Source organism: Zoogloea sp. (assembly GCF_023150065.1).
Lineage (GTDB): Bacteria > Pseudomonadota > Gammaproteobacteria > Burkholderiales > Rhodocyclaceae > Zoogloea.
In genome coordinates, this window is record NZ_JAKLLN010000032.1 from 15,436 (window position 1) to 37,004 (window position 21,569).

Genomic DNA, 21,569 nt, shown 5'->3' on the forward strand with positions numbered 1-21,569 from the left:
TACTGGAACGTGACATTTCTGACGCCGATTGTCTTCGCCGGATCGTATTCTGTTGCACTTGTGTTGGATCTCATTTCGGTGTCTGGGCATGCCGTCCAGTTGCCCCTCTTGCGGAATTTCATGGGTACAAGATGAAGGTGCGGGTTCTGGGGTGCAGTGGCGGGATCGGAGGGCGCGACCAGCGCACCACGGCGCTGCTGGTCGATCATGACATCCTGATCGATGCGGGCACCGGGGTAGGCGATCTGGAGTACGACGAACTCCTGAAGATCGATCACGTTTTTGTCACCCATGCGCACCTGGATCACATCGCGATGATTCCCCTGTTGGTGGACACCGTAGGGGAGGCGCGATCCATGCCCATCGTCGTGCATGGCTCCCCGGAGACATTGCGCATCCTGCGCTCCCATATTTTCAATTGGCTGGTGTGGCCGGATTTTTCCTCAATCCCTGATCGTCACAACCCTTTTCTGCGTTTCCAGGAAATGCGGGTGGACGAAACAGCCAAGCTCGGTGATGGGCGGCAGATCAAGGCACTGCCCGCACTGCACACCGTCCCGGCGGTGGCCTACCAGGTGTCCGGTGAGGGGGGCAGCCTCGTCTTCTCGGGCGACACGACTTACTCGGAGCCGCTGATCGCCGCCATCAACGACATTCCCGATCTGCGTTATCTGCTTGTCGAAACGGCATTTCCCGATGCGCTCCACGATCTGGCGCTGGCCTCGCGGCATCTCTGCCCGAGCCTGCTGGCGGTTTTTCTCGAGCGGATCAAGTCGAATCCTGAGGTGTGGATCACTCACCTCAAGCCCAGCCGGGCGCAAACAACCCTGGACGAAATTCTGAGTTACTGCGGCCGTTTTTCACCGCGGGCGCTGTACAACGGGCTTGAACTGGCTCTCTGAGATCCGAGCCCGGTGCAGGGAACGGGGAGCCCGCCCTGGAGTCTGTTTCATGTCTTCTGCCCCGCGACTGTCGCGGCCCATTTTTCCGGAACTGACCTAAGCATGAGCAGCATTCATAAGAGTGGTGTGAGTGATGTCGCCAGCCGTCTGGCCTTCTTCAAGGGGCTGCAGACGGTTACCAACCGCATCCATGCCACCGAGAACATCGACGAGATCATTTTCGAGCTGTCGGCGGACATCTGCTCCTTGTTTGCTGCTGACCGCCTGACCATCTATGTGGTCGACGAGAGCAAGACGACCATTTCGTCGAGGGTCAAGACAGGCTTGCACAGCATCCGCACCATCCGCTTGCCGATCGCCGAGAACAGCGTGGCGGGCTACGTCGCCTTGACCGGGCAGATGCTCAATATCCATGACGCCTACGACGAGCAGGAGCTCAAGGCCATCTCGATGCGCATGGAGTTTCGCCGCGAGGTGGATGAGCGTACCGGCTATCGCTGCCATCAGATGCTCGTTGCCCCCATCGCCAGTGCCGAGACGGGCGATGTGCTGGGGGTCATCCAGCTCATCAACACCCGCAGCGGAGAAGTCTTCTCCGCTATTGCCGAGGAGGGCATCCAGGGCCTGGGGCAGACCCTGGCGGTTGCCTTTGCTCACCGTCGCCATGCCTTGGTGCTGCCCAAGTCCAAGTATGAAGGGCTGGTCAACGATGCCAAACTCACCAGTGCGGAGCTTGAGGCTGCGACCAGCCAGGCCCGGGAGCAAGGGATGTCCCTTGAGCAGCTGCTGCTCGACGATTACAAGCTCAAACCGGTCGATATCGGTAGCGCCATCTCGCGCTTCTTTGGCGTCCCCTACGAGCCCTTCAAACCGGATAGGGTCAAGCCGCTGGATCTGCTGAGGAATCTGAAAAAGGACTACGTGCAGCAGGCCCAGTGGCTCCCCCTCGAAGAGAATCCCGATGGGCTCCTGACGCTGGTGACCGACCCCGAGCAGGCGATCGCTTCCCGCGTCGTCCAGAACGTGTTCCCGAAAGCCACGCCTGTATTCTGCGTCACTACCCAGGTGGAGTTCCAGCAGACGGTTACCCAGTTTTTCGGGGGGAGCACCACCGATGACGCTTCTGTCACCGACCTCCTCTCGGACATGCAGGATGATGATGGTGACGGGAACCCGATCGCCGAGGATGTCTCTGCAGCAGCTGACAACGAACTCGTCAAGCTGGTGAACCGGATCATCATCGATGCCCATCGGCAAGGGGCTTCCGACATCCACATCGAGCCACGCCCGGGCAAGGAAAAAACGCAGATCCGCTTTCGTCGGGATGGCTCGCTGGTGCCCTACATCGAGGTGCCGTCAAGCTATCGCAGCCCCATCGTCACGCGCATCAAGATCATGTGCGACCTGGATATCTCGGAGCGCCGCAAGCCCCAGGATGGAAAGATCAAGTTCCGTCGGTTCGGCCCCCTCGACATCGAACTGCGCGTTGCCACGGTACCGACTACCGGCGGGATGGAAGATGTGGTCATGCGTCTGCTGGCCAACAGTGAGCCGCTGCCCCTGGACAAGCTGGGTCTGCTGGAAGGCAACTACGAGCGCTTGCAGCACACCATCGCCAAGCCCTACGGCATCTTCTTCGTCTGTGGCCCTACCGGCTCGGGCAAGACGACCACGCTGCATTCCATCCTCGGACACATCAATACCCCGGAGACCAAGATCTGGACGGCCGAGGATCCGGTGGAAATCACCCAGAAGGGGCTGCGTCAGGTGCAGGTCAACCGCAAGGCCGGCCTTGATTTCCCGACCGTGATGCGTTCCTTTCTCCGTGCCGACCCCGACGTCATCATGGTGGGTGAAATGCGGGACAAGGAAACCGTGTCGATTGGTCTCGAGGCCTCTCTCACCGGGCACCTGGTGTTCAGCACACTGCATACCAACAGCGCGCCGGAATCCATTGTGCGGCTGCTGGACATGGGCATGGACCCCTTCAATTTTGCCGATGCCCTGCTCGGTATCCTGGCCCAGCGGCTGGCCAAGCGCCTGTGCGGTAAATGCAAGAAGGCCTATCACCCCGGCGAGGATGAGATCCGGCACATGCTTGACGAATATTGCGAGGATCTCCGCCAGACTCCCGCCTTCGTGGAGGACGCCGTGGCCGCACGGGAGCAGATCATGGCGGGCTGGCGCCAGCGCTATGCGGACAGTAAGGGGCGCTTCACCCTCTATGAGCCTGTGGGGTGTGACCAGTGCAATGCGGGTTACAAGGGGCGGCTCGGTCTCCACGAGCTCATGGTCGGCTCTGATCGTATCAAGGCGCTGATCCAGGAGCGGGCACGGGTGGCTACCTTGCTGGCGGCGGCTCTCGACGAGGGCATGCGTACCCTGCGCCAGGATGGCATCGAAAAGGTGCTGGGTGGCGTCACCGACCTGAAGCAGGTCCGCAAGGTGTGCATACGCTGAACAACGGCCCCGCTCGCGGGGCCGGGCTCAGTTGAGACTGGCGAGCTTCGATTTGGACATGGGCGGATTCTTGGCGAAGTAGCGCCGCAGTCCGCGCAGGATGGCTTCCGCCATCCGGTCCTGGTAAGCCTCGTCATTCAGGCGTGCCTCCTCCTCGGGGTTCGAAATGAATGCCGTTTCGATGAGGATGGATGGAATGTCCGGTGCCTTGAGAACCGCAAAGCTGGCTTGCTCCACTTCACCCTTGTGGAGCCGGTTGATGCCTCCGAGCTCCCCCAGCACGGCCTTGCCCACCTTCAGGCTGTCATTGATGGCGGCGGTCTGGGACAGGTCGAGCAGGGTGCGGGCCAGATGGCTGTCCTTGACACCCAGGTTGACGCCACCGATCAGATCCGCCGCGTTCTCCTTCTGTGCCAGCCAGCGTGCGGCCGTGCTCGATGCCCCCTTGTCTGAGAGCACGAAAACCGAACTTCCCCGTGCTGTCGGGCTGATGAAGGCATCGGCGTGGATCGATACGAAGAGGTCGGCCTGTACGCGACGGGCCTTGGCAACCCGTTGCTGGAGGGGTACGAAATAGTCGGCATCGCGGGTGAGCATGGCCCGCATGTTGGGCTCGGCGTCGATGCGCGCTTTCAGGCGTCTTCCGACTGACAGGGTGACGTTCTTCTCGTAACTGCCGGCGGCGCCCACGGCGCCCGGGTCTTCTCCCCCGTGTCCGGGATCGATGGCAATGGTGATCAGCCGGGTGACCGCCGGTTCGTCTTCGCTGCCGGGCTTGCGGGGGAGTGGGCGCTCGGCGGGGGCCTCCCGGTGAGGGGGTTCGGGTTTGCGTTCGGCATCCGCGACCCGTCTCGGGGGCTTTTCCTCCGCCTTCTCGGGCACGGCGGGTGGTGCCGCCCCGCCTGCCGCGGCTTCCTCGGGAGAGAGCTTTTCCAGGAGGGCCAGCAGCGGATCGACCGGTTCGGCAGGGTAGAGATCCAGAACCAGGCGGTGGCCGTATTCGCCGATGGGCTTCAGAGTGAAGACCTGGGGAATGACTTCTGCCTTGAGCTCGATCACCAGGCGTACGACACCCGGGCGGTTACGGCCGGCCCGGATGAGCTGGATGTAGGGGTCTTGTCCGGTGATCTTGGTGGGCAGGGACTGCAGGATGCTGTTGAGCTCAAGGCCTTCCAGATCCACCACCAGACGCTCCGGATTGCGCACCGAGTGATGGTTGAAAACCAGGGCGTCCCGGCTTTCGATGGTGATGCGGGTGTAGTCCTTGGCCGGCCACACCCGTACGGCCAGTACCGATCCGGGTGTTGCGCCAATGCCTGTACGGCTGACCAGCAGCGCCAGACCTGCGGCGGCCGACCCGATGAGGCGCCGGCGCGTCAGCATGCCTCCGCGTGACGGTGTCAGGTTGGTGGTGCGCTTGTATCCAGATTCTGAAGACACTTTTCTCCCTCCCTGCTCAGCGGCCGCAGGGTGAGGGTACGCCCACCGCTGGGATCAACTTGCAGACGGATTTCCAGATCGGCAGCGGGGAGAAAGGGGTGAGCACGGTCCGGCCATTCCACGAGGCGGATGCCGTCACCTTGGAAGTACTCCTCCAAGCCTGCTTCAAGAAACTCGGTTGCATGGGTGAATCGATAAAAATCAAAGTGATATACGACTATTCTAGAATCTTTGTACGGTTCGACCAAGGTATATGTCGGACTCTTCACTTTTCCGGTGTGGCCCAGGCCCCTGAGAAGGCCGCGACTGAAGGTCGTCTTTCCCGCTCCGAGGTCGCCGACGAGATAGATCGTCAGGCTGGCAGGCAGGCCATGGGCGAGTCGCTCGCCCATGGCCAGGGTGGCATTTTCATCGAGCAGGTGCAGAGGGGCTGTCGGACCGCTATCATCAACAGAATGAGCTTGGGGCACGATAATCTTTCCGGTTGGCAGGGCGAGCTTGCGTCCCTGGCCGCCAACATCAGGACGTGGGGGCTGGAGTTGGGCTTCGACGAGGTCGGGATTGCCGATACGGATCTCCGGGATGTCGAGCCGGGATTGCAGGCCTGGCTGGATGCCGGCTGCCATGGGCAGATGGATTATATGTACAAACACGGGCTCAAGCGGACCCGGCCGGAGGAACTTCTCCCCGGGACCCGGCGGGTTGTGTCGGTGCGCATGTCCTATCTCGGCGAGGGGGAAGACCCCCTGGCGGTGCTGGGTGATGCGGACAAGGCCTATGTGTCCCGCTACGCCCTGGGACGCGACTACCACAAGGTGCTGCGCACTCGCCTGCAGCGCCTGGCCGACCGGATCAGCGCCGAGGTTCCCCATGGATACCGTGTCTTCGTGGACTCTGCCCCGGTGATGGAGGTGGCTTTGGCCAGTAAGGCCGGCCTGGGCTGGCGTGGCAAGCACACGCTGCTGCTTTCCCGTCAGGCCGGCTCCTTCTTCTTCCTGGGCGAGATCTACACGGACCTGCCCTTGCCGGTTGATGTTGCCGTGAGCGGCCATTGCGGCGATTGCTCCGCCTGCATTCCCGCATGTCCTACCGGTGCGATCGTTGCGCCTTACAAGGTCGATGCCCGTCGGTGCATCTCGTATCTGACGATAGAGCTCAAGGACTCCATTCCTGAAGAGTTCAGGCCGCTGATTGGCAATCGCATCTACGGGTGCGACGATTGCCAGCTGGTTTGCCCCTGGAATCGTTTTGCTCGACGCTCCACCGTGTCCGATTTCACACCCCGGCATGGGCTTGATGGCGCCGGACTGGTAGAGTTATTCCTGTGGTCGAAAGTTATCTTCGAAGAGCGAATGACAGGTAGTCCCATATACAGAATCGGTTACGAGCGCTGGTCGCGAAATATTGCGGTCGCGCTGGGAAATGCCGTTGGCGTGCCAACGGCTGTTGCCGCTCTGGAGACCCGCCGGAACGATCCGTCCCCGATGGTCAGGGAGCATGTTTTGTGGGCTTTGCGACAACACCATATTCCGCGTCCGGAAGCCGCGGTATAGTAAGCGATGATGTCTCGAAAACCGCCCAAACTCCCCGTTCAGGATGACCGTGCGCCGCAAACCCTTGCGGAAGTCACGGCCATGGAGTCATGGCGGTTTGATCCACTTTGCATTGCTGAGGACGATCCCAAGGTCGACGCGCCCAGTGAGCGTCAGGACAAGTTCCGCATCAAGATGTTGATGCGTGATGGCGAACGCCGCCGCGAGACCGAACTGCTCATCCAGAAGCGATACGCCTGGCGTGGCTACGGGCAACTGGGTTCGCTTGACGAACCCAACCAGCTGACCATGAACGCGGAGTTGTTCGGCAGGGTTTATGCCACGCTGACAGTCAATGTTGATTCTCCCGCAGGGTTGGCCCTCGACAAGACATACGGCATGGAGGCCGCGCGCCTGCGCTCCCAGGGGCGCAAGCTGTGCGAGTTCGGGCGTTTTGCGATTGATCCGTCGGCACGCTCCAAGCGCCTCATTGCCTCCCTGTTCAATCTGCTCTACATCTATTCCTACAAGGTCAAGGGATGTACCGACATCCTGATCGAGATCAATCCCCGTCACCGGGATTTCTACGAAAAGCTGCTTGAATTCAAGCAGATGGGGGGCGAGCGGATGTGTGAGCGGGTCAAGGCGCCGGCCTTGCTGATGCATCTTTCGTGCGCCACCATTGAAAGCCGCCTCAAAGAGATTGGCGGAAAGTGGCGTGAGCTGCCGGACGAGAAATCCATCTACAAGTTTGCCTTCACCCCTGAGGAAGAGGCCGAACTGGTCGCTCGCCTCGGCTACTGATTCCGGCAGTGGGCCTATCGGGGCTCGACTGGCGTAGAATCCGCACTCCCCATTTTCGTCCGATACCATGTCCGATACCGGCACGTTGCCCATTGGCGTCTTCGATTCCGGCGTGGGCGGCCTCACTGTCGTCCGGGCGCTGATGGAGCGCCTTCCCCTCGAGAGCATTACCTATTTCGGCGACACCGCGCGGGTGCCCTACGGCGTCAAATCCGTGGCGACCATCGAGCACTTTACCGGTCAGATCACTGATCACCTCCTCAATCAGGGGGTCAAGATGCTCATCATCGCCTGCAACACCATGGCAGCGGTGGCATCCCAGGTGGTGAAGGACAAGGCTGGGAGTATTCCGGTACTTGATGTGATCGACGCCGGTGCAAGAACTGCGGTGCTGGAGTCCCGTTCGCGGGCCATTGGCGTGATCGGAACGCCGACCACCGTCAATAGCAACGCCTACGCCCGGCGCATGCATGCGCTCGATGGCGGGGTCCGGGTCTACTCCCAGGCTTGTCCCCTTTTCGTGCCCCTGGTTGAGGAGGGCTGGCTGGAGCATGAGGTTACGCGCCTCACGGCCCAGGAGTATCTCAAGCCCGTACTGGCCGAGAATGTGGACACCCTGGTGCTGGGCTGCACCCATTACCCCCTGATCAAGCCTTTGGTGCAGGACGTCGTCGGGCCCGAGGTGCGTCTGGTTGATTCGGCCATCACGGTGGCCGAGCAGGCTGCGCGGAAGCTGGCCGAACTGGGCATTGCCAATCCAGGGGAGCATCTGCCCGAATATCGCTATACCGTCACCGACATCCCCCTGCGTTTCCAGACCATCGGCGAGCGCTTTCTCGGCCGTTCCCTGGGCCGGGTGGAGAAGGTGGACTGGTAACAAAAAGGCTGCCCGAAGGCAGCCTCTGGTTGATCAGGCGTTCTTGCGTTTCTGCCACAGCACGTCGCCACGCCCGCCTGCGCGGTTGAGCACCCGGCCCAGCACAAAGAGCAGGTCCGACAGGCGGTTGAGGTACTGACGCGGCGCGTCATTCACGGCTTCCTCCTGGCCCAGGGCCACGATCATCCGCTCGGCCCGCCGGCAGATGGTGCGGGCCTGGTGGCACAGGGCCGCGGCACGGGTGCCTCCGGGAAGGATGAAGTCCTTCAGGGGCTCCAGATCGTCGTTGAAACGATCGAGTTCATCTTCCAGGTACTGGACCTGCTTGGCCGTGATCATCTCCATGCCGGGGATGCACACTTCGCCGCCCAGATCGAAAAGATCGTGTTGTACGTTGGTCAGCAGGGTTTGCACATCTTCAGGCAGGGTTTCGCACAGCAGCACGCCGATGGCTGCGTTGGCTTCGTCTACCTCGCCCAGGGTGTGGATGCGCAGGCTGTTCTTGGATACCCGGTTGCCATTGCCGAGGCCGGTGGTGCCGGCGTCGCCGGTGCGGGTGTAGATCTTGGAAAGGCGGTGGCCCATGAGTGCTGTCTCCTGCAGGAGTTGGTGTTATTGGAGCGCCGATTATAGCCAGCAGGACGAAAGTGGGAGGGATGCTACAATTTCGGGCTCTGAAACCTGACCCATCCCCGACCGTCGCTGTTTGAGACACCCGGAGACAACACGCCGATGAAAAGCGCCGAAATCCGCCAGAAATTCCTCGAATTCTTCGCCTCCAAGGGCCACCAGATCGTAGCCTCCAGCTCTCTCGTGCCCCACGAAGACCCGACCCTGCTGTTCACCAACGCGGGCATGAACCAGTTCAAGGACGTTTTCCTCGGCTTCGACAAGCGCCCCTACAGCCGCGCCACCACGTCCCAGAAGTGCGTGCGGGCCGGTGGCAAGCACAACGACCTCGAAAACGTGGGCTACACCGCCCGCCACCACACCTTTTTCGAGATGCTGGGCAACTTCAGCTTCGGCGACTACTTCAAGCGCGACGCGATCAACTACGCCTGGGAGCTGCTGACGGTCGTGTTCAAGCTGCCCAAGGACAAGCTCACCGTCACCGTCTATGCCGAGGACGACGAGGCCTATGACATCTGGACCAAGGAAATCGGCGTTCCGGCCGAACGGGTGATCCGCATCGGCGACAACAAGGGTGCCCGTTACGCCTCGGACAACTTCTGGATGATGGGCGACACCGGCCCCTGCGGCCCCTGCACCGAGATCTTCTACGATCACGGCGAGCACATCTGGGGCGGCCCCCCGGGCTCCCCCGAGGAGGACGGCGACCGCTTCATCGAGATCTGGAACAACGTGTTCATGCAGTTCAACCGCGATGAAGCCGGCGTGATGCACCCGTTGCCCAAGCCGTCCGTGGATACCGGCATGGGCCTCGAGCGCGTCTCGGCTGTGCTGCAGGGCGTGCATGCCAACTACGAGATCGATCTCTTTCAGGCGCTGATCGCTGCCGCTGCCCGCGAGACCTCCGGTGCCGACATGGACAGCCCGTCCCTCAAGGTGCTGGCCGACCACATCCGCGCCTGCGCCTTCCTGATTGCCGACGGCGTGATCCCCGGCAACGAAGGCCGTGGCTACGTGCTCCGCCGCATCATCCGCCGCGCCATCCGCCACGGCTACAAGCTGGGGGCCCGCGCCGCCTTCTTCCACAAGATGGTGCCCGATCTGGTGGCCGAGATGGGTGAAGCCTATCCCGAGCTGAAGACCGGTCAGCAGCGCGTTACCGACATCCTCAAGCAGGAGGAGGACCGCTTCTTTGCCACCATCGAGAACGGTATGGCCATCCTCGAAGGTGAGCTTGTGGCCATGGCTGCCGCCGGCAGCACGGTGTTCAACGGCGAGACCGCTTTCAAGCTCCACGACACCTTTGGTTTTCCGCTGGATCTCACCGCCGACGTCTGTCGCGAGCGCGACGTGACCGTCGATAGTGCGGCCTTCGATGCGGCCATGGCGCGGCAGAAGGAACAAGCGCGTGCCGCCGGCAAGTTCAAGATGGCAGCCAACCTCGAGTACGACGGCCCGGCCACCACCTTCCACGGCTACGATACCCTCGAGCACAAGGGCAACATCCTGGCCCTCTACAAGGACGGCGTGGCCGTCAATGAACTTGTGGAAGGTGACATGGGCGTGGTGGTGCTGGACGACACCCCGTTCTACGCCGAGTCCGGTGGCCAGGTGGGTGACCGCGGTGAGCTGCGCTCGGTGCATGGCATCTTTGCCGTCGAGGACACCCAGAAGATCCAGGCCACCGTGTTTGGCCACCATGGCGTGGTGAGTACGGGCAAGCTCACCGTGGGTAACGGCGTGGCCGCCAAGGTGGATCTGCAGGCCCGGGCACGCACCGTGCGCCACCATTCGGCGACCCATCTCATGCACAAGGCCCTGCGCGAAGTCCTGGGCAGCCATGTGCAGCAGAAGGGCTCGCAAGTCGATCCCGACAAGACCCGTTTCGATTTCGCCCACACACAGCCCGTCAGCGCAGCGGAGATCGCCCGGATCGAGCGCATCGTCAACGACGAGATCATCGCCAACGCCGCCACCGAGGCGGCCGTGATGGACATCGAGTCCGCCCAGAAGACCGGCGCGATGATGCTCTTTGGCGAGAAGTACGGCGACGAAGTGCGTGTGCTGACCATCGGTTCGTCCAAGGAGCTGTGTGGTGGTACCCACGTGGCCCGTACCGGTGACATCGGCCTGTTCAAGATCACCCTCGAAGGCGGTGTGGCCGCTGGCGTGCGCCGTATCGAGGCGGTGTGCGGTGACGTGGCGGTGGGGCTGGTGCAGCAGCAGCAGACCCTGCTTGAAGGCATCACCGGCGCCCTGAAGGCCCAGCCGCAGGAGGTGCTGAGCCGCGTGCTGCAGGTGATGGACAATGTGAAGGCGCTGGAAAAGGAGCTCGCCCGCCTGAAGAGCAAGCTCGCTGCCAGCCAGGGTGACGATCTCATCAGCCAGGCGGTGGACGTGGCGGGGGCCAAGGTGCTGGCCGCCACGCAGGAGGGCGCCGATGTGGCAACCCTGCGGGAGACCCTCGACAAGCTGAAGGACAAGCTGGGGAGCGCCGCCGTGGTGCTGGCCAGCGTCAGCGAGGGCAAGGTCAGCCTGATCGCGGGTGTCACCGCTGACCTCACCGCCAAGGTGAAGGCCGGCGAGTTGGTGAATATGGTGGCCCAGCAGGTGGGTGGCAAGGGCGGCGGTCGCCCCGACATGGCCCAGGCGGGTGGCACTGACGCGGCAGCGCTTCCGGCGGCCCTGGCGTCCGTTGTGGCCTGGGTTGGCACCAAGCTGGGCTGACAGCGATGACGCAAAAGGAATGGCGTTTCTGCCCGGATTGCGGAAGCCCCCTGGAGTGGGGGGCGCTCGCAGGGGCGGAGCGCCAACTCTGCTATTCGCCGGGCTGTGGTTTCGTCCGGTGGGATAACCCTCTGCCGGTGGTGGCGGCCGTGATCGAGTGTGTCGATCAGGGCGGGGCGATCCTGCTGGCGCGCAATCATGCCTGGCCGGAGCTGATGTTTGCCCTGGTTACCGGTTTTCTCGAGAAAGGCGAATCTCCCGACGATGCGGTGGCCCGGGAAGTGAAGGAAGAGGTCAATCTCGATACCGAGTCGGTCTCTTTGCTCGGGGTCTATCCCTTCTTCCGCAAAAACGAGATCCTCATCGGCTATCACGTGAAGGCCAGAGGGGAGATCCGCCTCAACGAGGAGCTGGCCGAGTTTCGCCTGGTCCGCCCGGAGCAACTGAGGCCCTGGCCCCAGGCCACCGGGCAGGCGGTGCGTGACTGGATGCTGCGCGAGGGTTTGCCCTTGCCGGAGGTGGTCGAGGGCAATCTGTATGCCCATGCCGACATCTGAAGCGGCGTGATCCAATGCAAACGGGCCACCCTCGGGTGGCCCGTTTGCATTGATCGGGAGGCGATCAGAAGGGCAGCTTAACGCCCGGCCACACGGCTTCGATGGCGCGGCGGAAGTCGGCCTGGATGCGGGCGATGGCAGCCTCGCTGTCGGCTTCGAAGCGCAGCACGACCACCGGGGTGGTGTTGGACGGGCGGGCCAGGCCGAAGCCGTCGGCGTATTCGACCCGTACGCCGTCGATGGTCAGCAGGCTCTCGGCGCCCTCGAAGCGGGCCTCGGCCTTGAGCTTGTCCACCAGGGCGAAGGGCTCGCCTTCGTTCATCTTGATGTTCAGCTCGGGCGTGCAGATGGCGTTGGGGAGGTTTTTGAGCACCGGGTTGGCGTCGGGCTGGCGGGAGACGATTTCCAGCAGGCGGGCGCCGGTGTAGAGGCCGTCGTCAAACCCGTACCAGCGCTCCTTGAAGAACACGTGGCCGCTCATCTCGCCGGCCAGCGGGGCGCCGGTTTCCTTGAGCTTGGCCTTGACCAGGGCATGGCCGGTGTTCCACATGGTGGGTTTGCCGCCGCGGGCCTTGATCCAGCCAGCCAGGTTGCGGGTGCACTTCACGTCATAGATGATCTCGCCACCGGGAACGCGGGTGAGCACGTCTTCGGCAAACAGCATCAGCTGGCGGTCGGGATAGATGATCTCGCCGTCCTTGGTCACCACACCCAGGCGGTCGCCGTCGCCATCGAAGGCGAGGCCGATCTCGGCGTCGGTTTCCTTCAGGGCGCGGATCACGTCGGCCAGGTTTTCGGGCTTGGACGGGTCAGGGTGGTGGTTGGGGAAGTTGCCATCCACTTCGCAGAACAGCTCGACCAGTTCGCAGCCGAGGCGCTTGAAGAGCTCCGGCGCAACGGCGCCGGCCACACCGTTGCCGCAGTCCATGACGACCTTCATCGGGCGGGCGAGCTTCACGTCACCGACGATCTTGTTTACGTAGGCGGGCACGACGTTGGCCTGGGTGAGTTTGCCCGGAACTGCGGCATGGACCAGGTTGCCATCGATGATGCGCTGCCGCAGGGCCTGGATCAGTTCGCCGAAAAGTGTCTGGCCGCCGAGGACCATTTTCAGGCCGTTGTAATCGGGGGGGTTGTGGCTGCCGGTGACGGAGACGCAGGAGTTCGTGCCCAGCTCGTATGCCGCGAAGTAGGTCAGGGGGGTCGGCACGCAGCCCACGTCCACCACGTCGACGCCAGCGGCGCGGATGCCGTCGGACAGGGCGCCGGCCAGCTCCGGCCCGGAAAGACGGCCATCACGGCCGACGGCGATGGCCTTCTGGCCACGTGCGACGGCTTCAGAGCCGAGGGCATGGCCGATGGCACGGACGGCTTCAGCGGTCAGTGTCTTGTCGACGATGCCACGAATGTCATAGGCCTTGAAGATCTCGGGGGCAGGGACAAACATGCTGGAGGCTCCGCTTCTGGAAAATGAACGCTGGATTATACGCGGTGCACCATGACACCCCCATCTTCAGGTGGAAGGGGGTTCAGGAATTGTGGCCAGCCGTGAAAAATTGCACCAGGCGCCCGGGCAGCCAGTCCAGGTGCCCTGGCCACCCGCCGGAGACAAAACCCACGTGGCCACCGTCGGTGGGTTGTTCGAGGGTGACGAAGGAGGAGACTTCCTCGCGGGTGGGCAGGAAGTTGGGGGGCAGGAACGGGTCGTTCAGGGGATTGATCACCAGGGTGGGAACGCACACTCCCTCCAGGTGGGGTTTGCTCGATGCCTGGTGCCAGTAGTCATCCGTGTTGCGAAAGCCGTGCAGGGGAGCAGTGACGAGGTTGTCGAATTCGTAGAGGTTGGTGGCCCGCAGCATGGCCTGGAGGTCGAACAGCTCGGGGTGCTGGCGCAGCTTGGCGGCGGCGTTGTGCTTGAGGGTTGCCAGAAAGTGTCGGGTGTAGAGGCGGTTGAAGCCTTTGCCCAGGTTGTGCCCCGCGGCGGTCAGATCGAGGGGCGGGCAGATGGCTGCGGCAGCGTGGAGCGTCCGGCAGGCATCAAGGCCCCGGGTGCCGAGCCACAGGAGCAGGGCGTTGCCGCCCAGGGAAACGCCAGCAGCGTAGCGTGGCGTCAGTGGGTGCAGGGAGGCCAGCCTTTCCAGGATCCAGCCGATCTCGTCGGCATCGCCGGAGTGATAGGCCCGGGGCAGCCGGTTGGGCTCGCCGGAGCAGCCGCGAAAATGGGGAACAACTCCGTTCCAGCCCATGCGCGTGAGCATGCGCATCAGGCTGCGGGCGTAGGGGGATTGGCTGGAGCCCTCAAGACCGTGGAAAAGCACCACGAGCGGCGCACCCGGCTGATGGGGCAGCCAGTCCAGATCGATGAAATCTCCGTCGGGCGTGTCCCAGCGCTCGCGCCGGAGAGGCGGTGAGGAGCCCTTGCGGAAAAGGGGCCAGATGGTTTGGGCGTGACCGCCGGGGAGCCAGCGGGGGGCGCTGTAGGGGGCCGTCAACGACGTCAATGGATGACGTGGGGGCTGTCGTTGCTGTGCAGGTTGTCCATGTCGGGCGCGGGTGAGGCGTGATGCATCACCATCTTCCAGCCCAGGGCGCCCCGGGCGAAGACGTTGGTGGCGATGATCGGCGGATGGAGGCGATCGTCTCCTTCCACATGGACATGCTGATGGACGGTATGCACCGCGGTCATCAGGTTTGACCAGTGCACCGGGTGAGTGGCGCTGACGGTGATGCGGGCGCCGCTGGCGAACAGCTGGCGCCAGGATTCGCGGATGGCGACCAGCCCGATCAGGCGGATGCTGCCGGGGTGCACGCAGACCACTTCGTCATCCTCCGACCAGACAGCCATCATGCGGTCGAGATCGGCGTGGGCCAGCGCGGCGTAAAAGGCGGCTTCGGCTTCGTCGGGGGTGGTGAAGATCGGAGTGCTCATGGAGAGGCGTTTCCGGGGAGGAGATCTGGACGTGACACGGGGGCGTTACCGCCCCCGTGCCGGCCTAAGCCTGTGTCGGAACTCAGTGATGTCCCTTCGGCAGTTCGCCGGTAAAGACATACTGGGCGCCGCAATACGGGCAGGTGGCCTTGCCTTCGGAGGTCACGTCCAGGAACACGCGGGGGTGCCTTGCCCAAAGGGGCGCATCAGGCATCGGGCAGTGGAGCGGAAGCGCCTTGGCCGTGACTTCGATCGGCTTGGTCTTGTCCTGATTCTCGGGCATGGATCTCTCCTGGGATCTTAGATGAATGACAGCCAGTGTTCGTATTCGGGAGCCTTGCCGTTCACGATCTCGAAGAAGCGGGACTGCAGCTTCTCGGTGATCGGGCCGCGGGAGCCTTCGCCGATGACGCGGCCGTCGAGTTCGCGGATCGGAGTGACTTCGGCTGCCGTGCCGGTGAAGAAGGCTTCGTCAGCGATGTAGATGTCGTCGCGGGTGATGCGCTTGGAGATCACTTCCAGACCGAACTCCTTGGCCACCTGGATCATCGAGCTGCGGGTGATGCCGGTGAGGGCGGAGGCAATCTCGGGTTCGTAGATGGCGCCGTCTTTGATCACGAAGAGGTTCTCGCCGGCGCCTTCGGCGACAAAGCCGTTGGTGTCCAGCAGCAGGGCTTCGTCGTAGCCGGCTTCGGTGGCTTCCAGGTTGGCCAGGATGGAGTTGGCGTAGGTGGAGGCCAGCTTGGCGCGGGGCATGGTGACGTTGACGTGGTGACGGGCGAAGGACGAGGTCTTCACCCGGATGCCGCGCTGCAGGCCGTCTTCACCCAGGTAGGCGCCCCAGGGCCAGGCGGCGATGGCAACGTGCACGGTCGCGCCCTTGGTGGAGATGCCCATCTTTTCGGAGCCATAGAAGGCGATCGGACGGAGATAGCAGCTTTCGAGCTTGTTGACGCGCACGACTTCCAGTTGCGCTTCCATGAGAACTTCCTTGGAGTAAGGAATGTTCATCATGTAGATCTTGCCGGAGTTGAGCAGGCGCTGGGTGTGCTCGGCGAGGCGGAAGATCGCCGTGCCCTTGACGGTGTTGTACGCGCGGACACCCTCGAACACGGACAGGCCGTAGTGGAGGGAGTGGGTGAGCACGTGGGTGGTCGCTTCACGCCACGGCACGAGTTTGCCGTCGTACCAGATGAAACCGTCGCGGTCTGCCATTGACATTATTGGGATCTCCAGCTGAATCAGTGAATTCAAACCCCCGATTCTAGCTCATTCCGAGCAGCTGCGGACCGTTGCCCGGAAGGGGGTAAAATGCGCGCTTTGCGTGCAGGATCGCCATGAGGACCTGGAAACCGAATGTCACGGTGGCGGCCGTGGTGGAGCGCGAAGGGCGCTTCTTGCTGGTGGAGGAAGAGACCGAGGACGGTCTGCGTTTCAATCAGCCTGCTGGCCATCTCGAGCTGGGGGAGTCACTGGTGGCCGCAGCGGCGCGTGAGGCGCTGGAGGAGACGGCGCACGTGTTCCGTCCGTCCTTTCTGGTCGGTATCTACCAGTGGCCGCGGCCGGCCGGTGATGTGACCTACCTGCGCTTTGCGTTTGGGGGCGAGTTGTGCGGTTTTGAGCCCGAGCGAGTGCTGGACGCCGGAATCGTGCGCGCGCTGTGGATGACGCTTGACGAACTGAAGGTGACGCGGGAGCGCCATCGCAGCCCGCTGATCCTGCAGTGTTGCGAGGACTATCTTGCCGGGCGGAGATATCCGCTCGATCTCATCCGCCATTACGACGCCTCATGAAAGGCCTGCTTGCCGTGCTGCTGCTATGGGCGGGCCTCGCCCTGGCGGACGAGCAGGCAACGGTCTGCTTCAACTATGGCTGCCTCGCCCGGCAGGAGGTGACGTTTTCGGAAGTCAGGCTCACCGAGCTTGGGGGGCGGCTGGGCTTGGCGGATACGCCCGTGGCCGAGCGGGCGATTCTGTCGCAGGTGGTCGGCCAGCTCTACTTGTGGGCGGGTGAGCAGTCGCCGATCCAGGCGGATCGCCCTGGAGACTTCCTTGATGACGGCGTCCATGGAATGATGGACTGCATTGATCATGCGGAGACGACTTCGGGTTTCCTGCGCATGATTGAAGGACGCGGGCTGCTGCGTTTCCACGTGGTGGAGCCGATCCAGCGCCGGGTGCGCTGGCTGGTGGCCCAGCATTTCTCTGCGGCGATTCGCGAGAAGAGTGGGGATGGGCCCGAGAGCGGGGCGCGTTTTGTTGTGGATTCGTGGTTCGGGGAGCATGGCGATCCGGCCGTGGTGTTACCCCTGGAAGACTGGCTGGATGGAGAAGGACCGAATGTCTCGTAAGGAAAAAGTCGTTGTCGGCATGTCCGGCGGAGTGGATTCGTCTGTGGCGGCCCTGTTGCTGAAGCAGCAGGGCTACGACGTGGTCGGCCTGTTCATGAAGAACTGGGAAGATGATGACGACAGCGAATACTGTTCGACCCGGGAGGACCTGGTTGATGTGGTATCGGTGGCTGATGTGCTGGGCATCGAACTGGAGGTCGTCAACTTCTCGAAGGAGTACAAGGATCGGGTGTTCGCCGATTTCCTCCGGGAGTACGAGGCCGGGCGTACGCCGAATCCGGACATCCTGTGCAACTCCGAGATCAAGTTCAAGGCTTTCCTGGATCACGCCATGGCCCTGGGCGCCGACCGCATTGCCACGGGCCACTACGCGCAGGTGCGCGAATGGACTAATGACGGGCGCACGGAGTATCAGCTCCTGAAGGCCGAGGACGGCACCAAGGATCAGAGCTACTTCCTGTACCGCCTGAACCAGGCGCAGCTGTCCAGGACCCTGTTTCCGATCGGTCATCTGTACAAGCGTGATGTGCGCAAGATGGCCGAGGCCGCCGGCCTGCATGTGCACGCCAAGAAGGACTCCACCGGGATCTGCTTCATTGGCGAGCGGCCCTTCCGGGAGTTCCTGTCCCGCTATCTGCCTGCCAGGCCGGGGGAGATCCGCACCCTGGATGGCAACAAGGTCATCGGTCAGCACCAGGGTTTGATGCATCACACCATCGGCCAGCGCAAGGGCTTGCTGATCGGTGGCATCAAGGGCAATCAGGACGATGCCGGGGATCACGACGCCTGGTATGCCGCAGTCAAGGATGTGGCCAGCAACGTGCTGTACGTTGTGCAAGGGCACGATCATCCGGCTTTGCTCAAGGACCGGATGATTGCGGCTGACCTGTCCTGGGTGTCGGGCCGGGACCCGCGCACCCACTGGGTTTACACCGCCAAGCCGCGCTATCGCACACCGGATGCGCCTTGCGAGATCGATGAGCTGGCGGGCGGGCGGGCCGAGATTGCCTTTGCCCAGCCCCAGTGGGCGGTGACACCGGGGCAGAGCGTGGTGATTTATGAAAGCCGGGTCTGCCTCGGCGGCGGAATCATCGTGGGGTGATCCGCCGTGCTGGAATGAGAAACGGGCGCCTTCTGTGAGGCGCCCGTTTTTTGTTTGCAGCTCTGGCTCAAGGGTTCTGGGCCAGTCGGTAGCTGGGGTAGGACCAGTTGTGCTCCCAGGCAGCCCGAACCATGTTCGGGTACTCGGCCTTGCCCAGACTGCCGTTGTAACGGCCAAGGGCGCGGAAGAGATCACCTTTCTCGATGTCCAGGTAGTGGCGCAGGATCGTGCATCCGAAGCGCAGGTTGGTGCGCATGTGGAAGAGGTTGGTGTCCTCGGTGCCGATGAGGCGTGCCCAGAAGGGCATGACCTGCATGTAGCCGCGAGCTCCGACCGAGGAAACAGCGTATTTCTTGAAGCCGCTTTCCACCTGGATCAGGCCGAGTACGAGCTGTGGATCGAGACCTGCCCGGCTGGCTTCATAGTGCACTGCGCGCAGCAGTTCCGAGCGATAGGTTTCATCCGGTATGCGCCTGGCCAGGCGCTGGGACATCTCGGACAGCCAGCGGGCCCGCTCTGCCGAGCGCTGAAAGCTGGCATCCAGCGGTGCCTGATCTGCCACGGCAGCGTGCAGGGCGGCCTGCACGCTGGCGGCGAGGGGCTGGTACTGCTGATTGCCTGCCCGCACCCCCGTGGCTGCTCCCACCAACAGCAGGGCGAGGAGGCTTGAGGCGAGGGTGCGGCGGAGTGCTGCCATGGGTCAGCCCTTCAGCTTGCCGATGACGAGGCTGGCCACTTCGCTGACGGCCAGCTTGGTGGCTTCAGTGTCACGACGCCCCTGGTATTCGACCACGCCTTCCTTCAGGCCGCGATCACCGATAACCACCCGATGGGGCGTACCGATCAGCTCGTTGTCGGCCAGCAGGGAGCCCGGACGCTCGTCCCGGTCGTCCAGGAAAGCATCGATGCCGGCTGCGAGAAGTTCCGCGTAGAGGGCGTTGGCTGCATCGCGCACCGCATCCGATTTGGCATAGCCCATGGGGACGATGGCGACCTGGAAGGGGGCGATGGCGTCCGGCCAGATGATGCCGCGGGCGTCGTTGTTCTGCTCGATGGCCGCGCCCAGGATGCGGGAGACGCCGATGCCGTAACAGCCCATCTCCATGATCTGCTCCTTGCCCTGCTCGTTGAGGAACTTGCAGTTGAGGGCTTCGGCGTACTTGGTGCGGAGCTGGAAAATGTGACCGACTTCGATGCCGCGGCAGATCTCCAGGCTGCCCTGGCCGTCGGGCGAGGGGTCGCCGGCCACCACGTTGCGCAGGTCGGCCACCTCGGCCTCGGGGAAGTCACGGCCGATGTTCACGCCGGTGTAGTGATGATCGTCCTCATTGGCGCCGGTGATGAAGTCGGCCATGGCGGCTACGCTGCGGTCCATGACCACGCGGCCTGCAAAACCCACCGGGCCCAGCGAGCCTGCGTTGGCGCCGAATGCGGCAAGAATGGCGGCCGGGGAGGCGAAGGTCAGCGGGTTCTTCACGCCGGTGATCTTCTGGGCCTTCACTTCGTTCAGCTCGTGATCGCCACGCAGCAGCAGCAGTACCGGCTTGTTGCCGATGCTGTCGTCACCGTCCACGACGATGGCCTTGACCGTGCTCGTGGCAGACACCTTCAGGAACGCAGCCAGCTCGTCAATGGTCTTCACGCCCGGCGTGTGCACCTTGGTCAGGGCTGCGGTTGCGGACGGCCGCGGGCTGGTGGGCGCCAGGGCCTCGGCCAACTCCACGTTGGCGGCGTAGTCGGACGTGGGGCAGTAGGCGATGTCGTCTTCCCCGGTTTCGGCGATGACGTGGAATTCATGGGAGCCCGTGCCACCGATGGAGCCAGTGTCGGCCGCCACCGCGCGGAACTTCAGGCCGAGACGGTTGAAGATGCGGTGGTAGGTGTCATACATGTTGCGGTATTCCCGCTGCAGATCCTCGAAGGAGCTGTGGAAGGAGTAGCCGTCCTTCATCAGGAATTCACGTCCACGCATCACGCCAAAGCGCGGCCGGATCTCGTCGCGGAACTTCATCTGCACCTGGTAGAAGTGCTTGGGCAGCTGCCGGTAGCTCCTCAGGTCACGACGCACGACGTCGGTGATGACTTCTTCGTGGGTCGGGCCGATGACGAAATCGCGGTCATGGCGGTCCTTGAAGCGCAGCAGCTCGGGGCCGTAGAAATCCCAGCGCCCGGACTCCTGCCAGAGTTCGGCAGGCTGGACGGCTGGCATCAGCAATTCGATCGCGCCGGCACGGTTCATCTCTTCCTTCACAATGGCTTCCACCTTGCGCAGTGCACGAAGGCCAAGGGGCATCCAGGTGTAGATACCACCGGCAAGCCGCTTGATCAGGCCGGCTCGCATCATGAGCTTGTGACTGATGACTTCGGCGTCGGACGGGGCTTCCTTGAGGGTGGAGAGGAAGAACTGTGAGGCACGCATGGACCGGATCCGTTGAAAGTACAGCCTGCGATTTTACCGTGCACAGGGCTGACTGGCAGCGCTTGTCGCGTGGCGCACCGAATCAGGGCGTTGTTCTTTCACGACAGGGGGAAATGTGGAAGAATTCCGGCCAGTTCATGAATTAAAGGTTGCACCATGCTCGACCGTGAAGGCTATCGGCCTAACGTCGGCATCATTCTGGTGAATGCGCGCAACGAAGTTTTCTGGGGCAAACGGATACGAGAACATTCCTGGCAGTTTCCGCAAGGCGGAATCAAGCACGGCGAATCGCCGGAACAGGCCATGTACCGTGAGCTCTTCGAAGAAGTCGGCTTGAAGCCTGAGCACGTCCGCATCATCGGCCGCACACGCGGCTGGTTGCGCTATGACGTTCCCAAGCACTGGATCAAGCGTGAGTGGCGAAACACCTATCGGGGGCAGAAACAGATCTGGTTTCTGCTCCGCTTGGTGGGGCGCGACTCCGATGTCTGTTTGCGTGCGAGCAATCACCCTGAATTCGATGCCTGGCGCTGGAGTTACTACTGGGTCCCGCTGGAGGCCGTGATCGAGTTCAAGCGGGGCGTATATCAGTCCGCCCTGCTGGAGCTTGCCCGGCTGTTGTTCCGGGATCGGCTGTTCGAGATTCCGGACAGCTACCGGATGTTTGATTCGTCGCCAGACAGCACCGAGCCGCCAGCGTCGTTGTGATCGCGCGGAAACTTGGAGAGTGCTTGCTGGTCTGACAATTCAGGTTGTCGGTCTTTCGCCCCTTCAGGGTGAGGTGATGGCCGGGGCTGCTGGTGCGGTCCCGGTTTGTGATGTAGGCACAATGGGAGGAGA

21 protein-coding genes are annotated in these 21,569 nt (G+C 62.8%); 11 read left to right on the forward strand and 10 right to left on the reverse strand.

Annotated elements, in window-relative coordinates; genetic code table 11:
* Positions 1–131 precede the first annotated feature (131 nt).
* Positions 132–902, forward strand: a complete 771-nt coding sequence (locus L6Q67_RS22080) for a 3',5'-cyclic-nucleotide phosphodiesterase (RefSeq protein WP_296575084.1) — start codon at positions 132–134, stop codon at positions 900–902.
* 102 nt (positions 903–1,004) lie between these two features.
* Positions 1,005–3,362, forward strand: coding sequence for an ATPase, T2SS/T4P/T4SS family (locus L6Q67_RS22085; RefSeq protein WP_296575086.1), 2,358 nt, complete (start codon positions 1,005–1,007; stop codon positions 3,360–3,362).
* A 27-nt stretch (positions 3,363–3,389) separates the two neighbouring features.
* Here L6Q67_RS22085 and L6Q67_RS22090 read toward each other — a convergent pair whose 3' ends face one another.
* Both L6Q67_RS22090 and tsaE read right to left on the reverse strand, forming a co-directional pair.
* Positions 3,390–4,745, reverse strand: a complete 1,356-nt coding sequence (locus L6Q67_RS22090; RefSeq protein WP_296575089.1) for an N-acetylmuramoyl-L-alanine amidase — start codon at positions 4,743–4,745, stop codon at positions 3,390–3,392.
* A gap of 17 nt (positions 4,746–4,762) precedes the next feature.
* The gene (tsaE, locus tag L6Q67_RS22095; RefSeq protein ID WP_296575146.1) at positions 4,763–5,227 is read right to left on the reverse strand and encodes a tRNA (adenosine(37)-N6)-threonylcarbamoyltransferase complex ATPase subunit type 1 TsaE; all 465 of its coding nucleotides are present in this window, start codon (positions 5,225–5,227) and stop codon (positions 4,763–4,765) included.
* A gap of 30 nt (positions 5,228–5,257) precedes the next feature.
* Between tsaE and queG the strand changes: the two genes are divergently transcribed.
* The 3 genes from queG to murI all read left to right on the forward strand — a co-directional run bounded on the left by queG (position 5,258) and on the right by murI (position 8,015).
* A complete protein-coding gene (gene queG, locus L6Q67_RS22100; protein WP_296575092.1) occupies positions 5,258–6,355 on the forward strand; it encodes a tRNA epoxyqueuosine(34) reductase QueG in 1,098 nt (365 codons plus the stop codon).
* An 81-nt stretch (positions 6,356–6,436) separates the two neighbouring features.
* Entirely contained in the window at positions 6,437–7,138 is a 702-nt protein-coding gene (locus L6Q67_RS22105) for a hypothetical protein (protein ID WP_296575095.1), read from the forward strand.
* 67 nt (positions 7,139–7,205) lie between these two features.
* The gene (murI, locus tag L6Q67_RS22110; protein ID WP_296575097.1) at positions 7,206–8,015 is read left to right on the forward strand and encodes a glutamate racemase; all 810 of its coding nucleotides are present in this window, start codon (positions 7,206–7,208) and stop codon (positions 8,013–8,015) included.
* Between the two features lie 33 nt (positions 8,016–8,048).
* Here the strand turns inward: murI and L6Q67_RS22115 are convergent, their stop codons facing one another.
* The gene (locus tag L6Q67_RS22115; protein ID WP_296575101.1) at positions 8,049–8,600 is read right to left on the reverse strand and encodes a cob(I)yrinic acid a,c-diamide adenosyltransferase; all 552 of its coding nucleotides are present in this window, start codon (positions 8,598–8,600) and stop codon (positions 8,049–8,051) included.
* Positions 8,601–8,747: 147 nt separating this feature from the next.
* Here L6Q67_RS22115 and alaS point away from each other — a divergent pair, with 147 nt between their 5' ends.
* Both alaS and L6Q67_RS22125 read left to right on the forward strand, forming a co-directional pair.
* The gene (gene alaS / locus L6Q67_RS22120) at positions 8,748–11,372 is read left to right on the forward strand and encodes an alanine--tRNA ligase (RefSeq protein WP_296575105.1); all 2,625 of its coding nucleotides are present in this window, start codon (positions 8,748–8,750) and stop codon (positions 11,370–11,372) included.
* 5 nt (positions 11,373–11,377) lie between these two features.
* The gene (locus L6Q67_RS22125) at positions 11,378–11,929 is read left to right on the forward strand and encodes an NUDIX domain-containing protein (RefSeq protein WP_296575108.1); all 552 of its coding nucleotides are present in this window, start codon (positions 11,378–11,380) and stop codon (positions 11,927–11,929) included.
* A gap of 64 nt (positions 11,930–11,993) precedes the next feature.
* On the opposite strand, the gene L6Q67_RS22130 is transcribed toward L6Q67_RS22125, so the two are convergent.
* From L6Q67_RS22130 to L6Q67_RS22150, 5 genes are all read right to left on the reverse strand, one after another.
* The gene (locus L6Q67_RS22130; protein WP_296575111.1) at positions 11,994–13,376 is read right to left on the reverse strand and encodes a phosphomannomutase/phosphoglucomutase; all 1,383 of its coding nucleotides are present in this window, start codon (positions 13,374–13,376) and stop codon (positions 11,994–11,996) included.
* A gap of 82 nt (positions 13,377–13,458) precedes the next feature.
* A complete protein-coding gene (locus L6Q67_RS22135; RefSeq protein WP_296575114.1) occupies positions 13,459–14,430 on the reverse strand; it encodes a hydrolase in 972 nt (323 codons plus the stop codon).
* Positions 14,427–14,858, reverse strand: a complete 432-nt coding sequence (locus L6Q67_RS22140) for a nuclear transport factor 2 family protein (protein ID WP_296575117.1) — start codon at positions 14,856–14,858, stop codon at positions 14,427–14,429. Before L6Q67_RS22140 ends, L6Q67_RS22135 begins: the two co-directional genes overlap by 4 nt.
* 82 nt (positions 14,859–14,940) lie before the next feature.
* Positions 14,941–15,141 carry a zinc-finger domain-containing protein gene (locus tag L6Q67_RS22145; protein ID WP_296575120.1) on the reverse strand — a complete coding sequence of 67 codons (201 nt, stop codon included), beginning with the start codon at positions 15,139–15,141 and terminating at the stop codon, positions 14,941–14,943.
* Positions 15,142–15,158: 17 nt separating this feature from the next.
* Positions 15,159–16,079 carry a branched-chain amino acid transaminase gene (locus tag L6Q67_RS22150; RefSeq protein ID WP_296575123.1) on the reverse strand — a complete coding sequence of 307 codons (921 nt, stop codon included), beginning with the start codon at positions 16,077–16,079 and terminating at the stop codon, positions 15,159–15,161.
* A 110-nt stretch (positions 16,080–16,189) separates the two neighbouring features.
* On the opposite strand from L6Q67_RS22150, the gene L6Q67_RS22155 reads away from it, so the two are divergent.
* The 3 genes from L6Q67_RS22155 to mnmA are packed head-to-tail and all read left to right on the forward strand — an operon-like array spanning position 16,190 to position 18,310.
* The gene (locus tag L6Q67_RS22155) at positions 16,190–16,651 is read left to right on the forward strand and encodes an NUDIX hydrolase (protein WP_296575149.1); all 462 of its coding nucleotides are present in this window, start codon (positions 16,190–16,192) and stop codon (positions 16,649–16,651) included.
* Positions 16,648–17,208 carry a hypothetical protein gene (locus L6Q67_RS22160; RefSeq protein WP_296575126.1) on the forward strand — a complete coding sequence of 187 codons (561 nt, stop codon included), beginning with the start codon at positions 16,648–16,650 and terminating at the stop codon, positions 17,206–17,208. Before L6Q67_RS22155 ends, L6Q67_RS22160 begins: the two co-directional genes overlap by 4 nt.
* On the forward strand, positions 17,198–18,310 hold the full coding sequence (gene mnmA, locus L6Q67_RS22165; RefSeq protein WP_296575135.1) for a tRNA 2-thiouridine(34) synthase MnmA: 1,113 nt from the start codon (positions 17,198–17,200) through the stop codon (positions 18,308–18,310). The genes L6Q67_RS22160 and mnmA overlap by 11 nt, the downstream gene beginning before the upstream one ends.
* A 67-nt stretch (positions 18,311–18,377) precedes the next feature.
* Here mnmA and L6Q67_RS22170 read toward each other — a convergent pair whose 3' ends face one another.
* Together L6Q67_RS22170 and L6Q67_RS22175 are read right to left on the reverse strand one after the other, a co-directional pair.
* Positions 18,378–19,007: a lytic transglycosylase domain-containing protein gene (locus tag L6Q67_RS22170; RefSeq protein ID WP_296575138.1), complete on the reverse strand. Its 630-nt coding sequence runs from the start codon at positions 19,005–19,007 to the stop codon at positions 18,378–18,380.
* 3 nt (positions 19,008–19,010) lie between these two features.
* Positions 19,011–20,729 (reverse strand): proline--tRNA ligase, encoded by a 1,719-nt coding sequence (locus L6Q67_RS22175; RefSeq protein WP_296575140.1) that lies wholly within the window; start codon positions 20,727–20,729, stop codon positions 19,011–19,013.
* A gap of 156 nt (positions 20,730–20,885) precedes the next feature.
* On the opposite strand from L6Q67_RS22175, the gene L6Q67_RS22180 reads away from it, so the two are divergent.
* Positions 20,886–21,437 (forward strand): RNA pyrophosphohydrolase, encoded by a 552-nt coding sequence (locus L6Q67_RS22180; protein ID WP_296575143.1) that lies wholly within the window; start codon positions 20,886–20,888, stop codon positions 21,435–21,437.
* Positions 21,438–21,569 lie beyond the last annotated feature (132 nt).

Excerpts from the sequence above, each read along its gene's own strand:
- L6Q67_RS22105 (WP_296575095.1), top strand. The coding sequence starts at position 6,437 with ATGGAGTCATGGCGGTTTGATCCACTTTGCATTGCTGAGGACGATCCC.
- L6Q67_RS22170 (WP_296575138.1), bottom strand. The coding sequence starts at position 19,007 with ATGGCAGCACTCCGCCGCACCCTCGCCTCAAGCCTCCTCGCCCTGCTG.
- L6Q67_RS22115 (WP_296575101.1), bottom strand. The coding sequence starts at position 8,600 with ATGGGCCACCGCCTTTCCAAGATCTACACCCGCACCGGCGACGCCGGC.
- L6Q67_RS22085 (WP_296575086.1), top strand. The coding sequence starts at position 1,005 with ATGAGCAGCATTCATAAGAGTGGTGTGAGTGATGTCGCCAGCCGTCTG.
- L6Q67_RS22090 (WP_296575089.1), bottom strand. The coding sequence starts at position 4,745 with ATGCTGACGCGCCGGCGCCTCATCGGGTCGGCCGCCGCAGGTCTGGCG.
- L6Q67_RS22150 (WP_296575123.1), bottom strand. The coding sequence starts at position 16,079 with ATGTCAATGGCAGACCGCGACGGTTTCATCTGGTACGACGGCAAACTC.
- L6Q67_RS22175 (WP_296575140.1), bottom strand. The coding sequence starts at position 20,729 with ATGCGTGCCTCACAGTTCTTCCTCTCCACCCTCAAGGAAGCCCCGTCC.
- L6Q67_RS22180 (WP_296575143.1), top strand. The coding sequence starts at position 20,886 with ATGCTCGACCGTGAAGGCTATCGGCCTAACGTCGGCATCATTCTGGTG.
- L6Q67_RS22145 (WP_296575120.1), bottom strand. The coding sequence starts at position 15,141 with ATGCCCGAGAATCAGGACAAGACCAAGCCGATCGAAGTCACGGCCAAG.
- mnmA (WP_296575135.1), top strand. The coding sequence starts at position 17,198 with ATGTCTCGTAAGGAAAAAGTCGTTGTCGGCATGTCCGGCGGAGTGGAT.
- L6Q67_RS22130 (WP_296575111.1), bottom strand. The coding sequence starts at position 13,376 with ATGTTTGTCCCTGCCCCCGAGATCTTCAAGGCCTATGACATTCGTGGC.
- L6Q67_RS22080 (WP_296575084.1), top strand. The coding sequence starts at position 132 with ATGAAGGTGCGGGTTCTGGGGTGCAGTGGCGGGATCGGAGGGCGCGAC.
- alaS (WP_296575105.1), top strand. The coding sequence starts at position 8,748 with ATGAAAAGCGCCGAAATCCGCCAGAAATTCCTCGAATTCTTCGCCTCC.
- L6Q67_RS22160 (WP_296575126.1), top strand. The coding sequence starts at position 16,648 with ATGAAAGGCCTGCTTGCCGTGCTGCTGCTATGGGCGGGCCTCGCCCTG.
- murI (WP_296575097.1), top strand. The coding sequence starts at position 7,206 with ATGTCCGATACCGGCACGTTGCCCATTGGCGTCTTCGATTCCGGCGTG.
- queG (WP_296575092.1), top strand. The coding sequence starts at position 5,258 with ATGAGCTTGGGGCACGATAATCTTTCCGGTTGGCAGGGCGAGCTTGCG.
- L6Q67_RS22125 (WP_296575108.1), top strand. The coding sequence starts at position 11,378 with ATGACGCAAAAGGAATGGCGTTTCTGCCCGGATTGCGGAAGCCCCCTG.
- L6Q67_RS22140 (WP_296575117.1), bottom strand. The coding sequence starts at position 14,858 with ATGAGCACTCCGATCTTCACCACCCCCGACGAAGCCGAAGCCGCCTTT.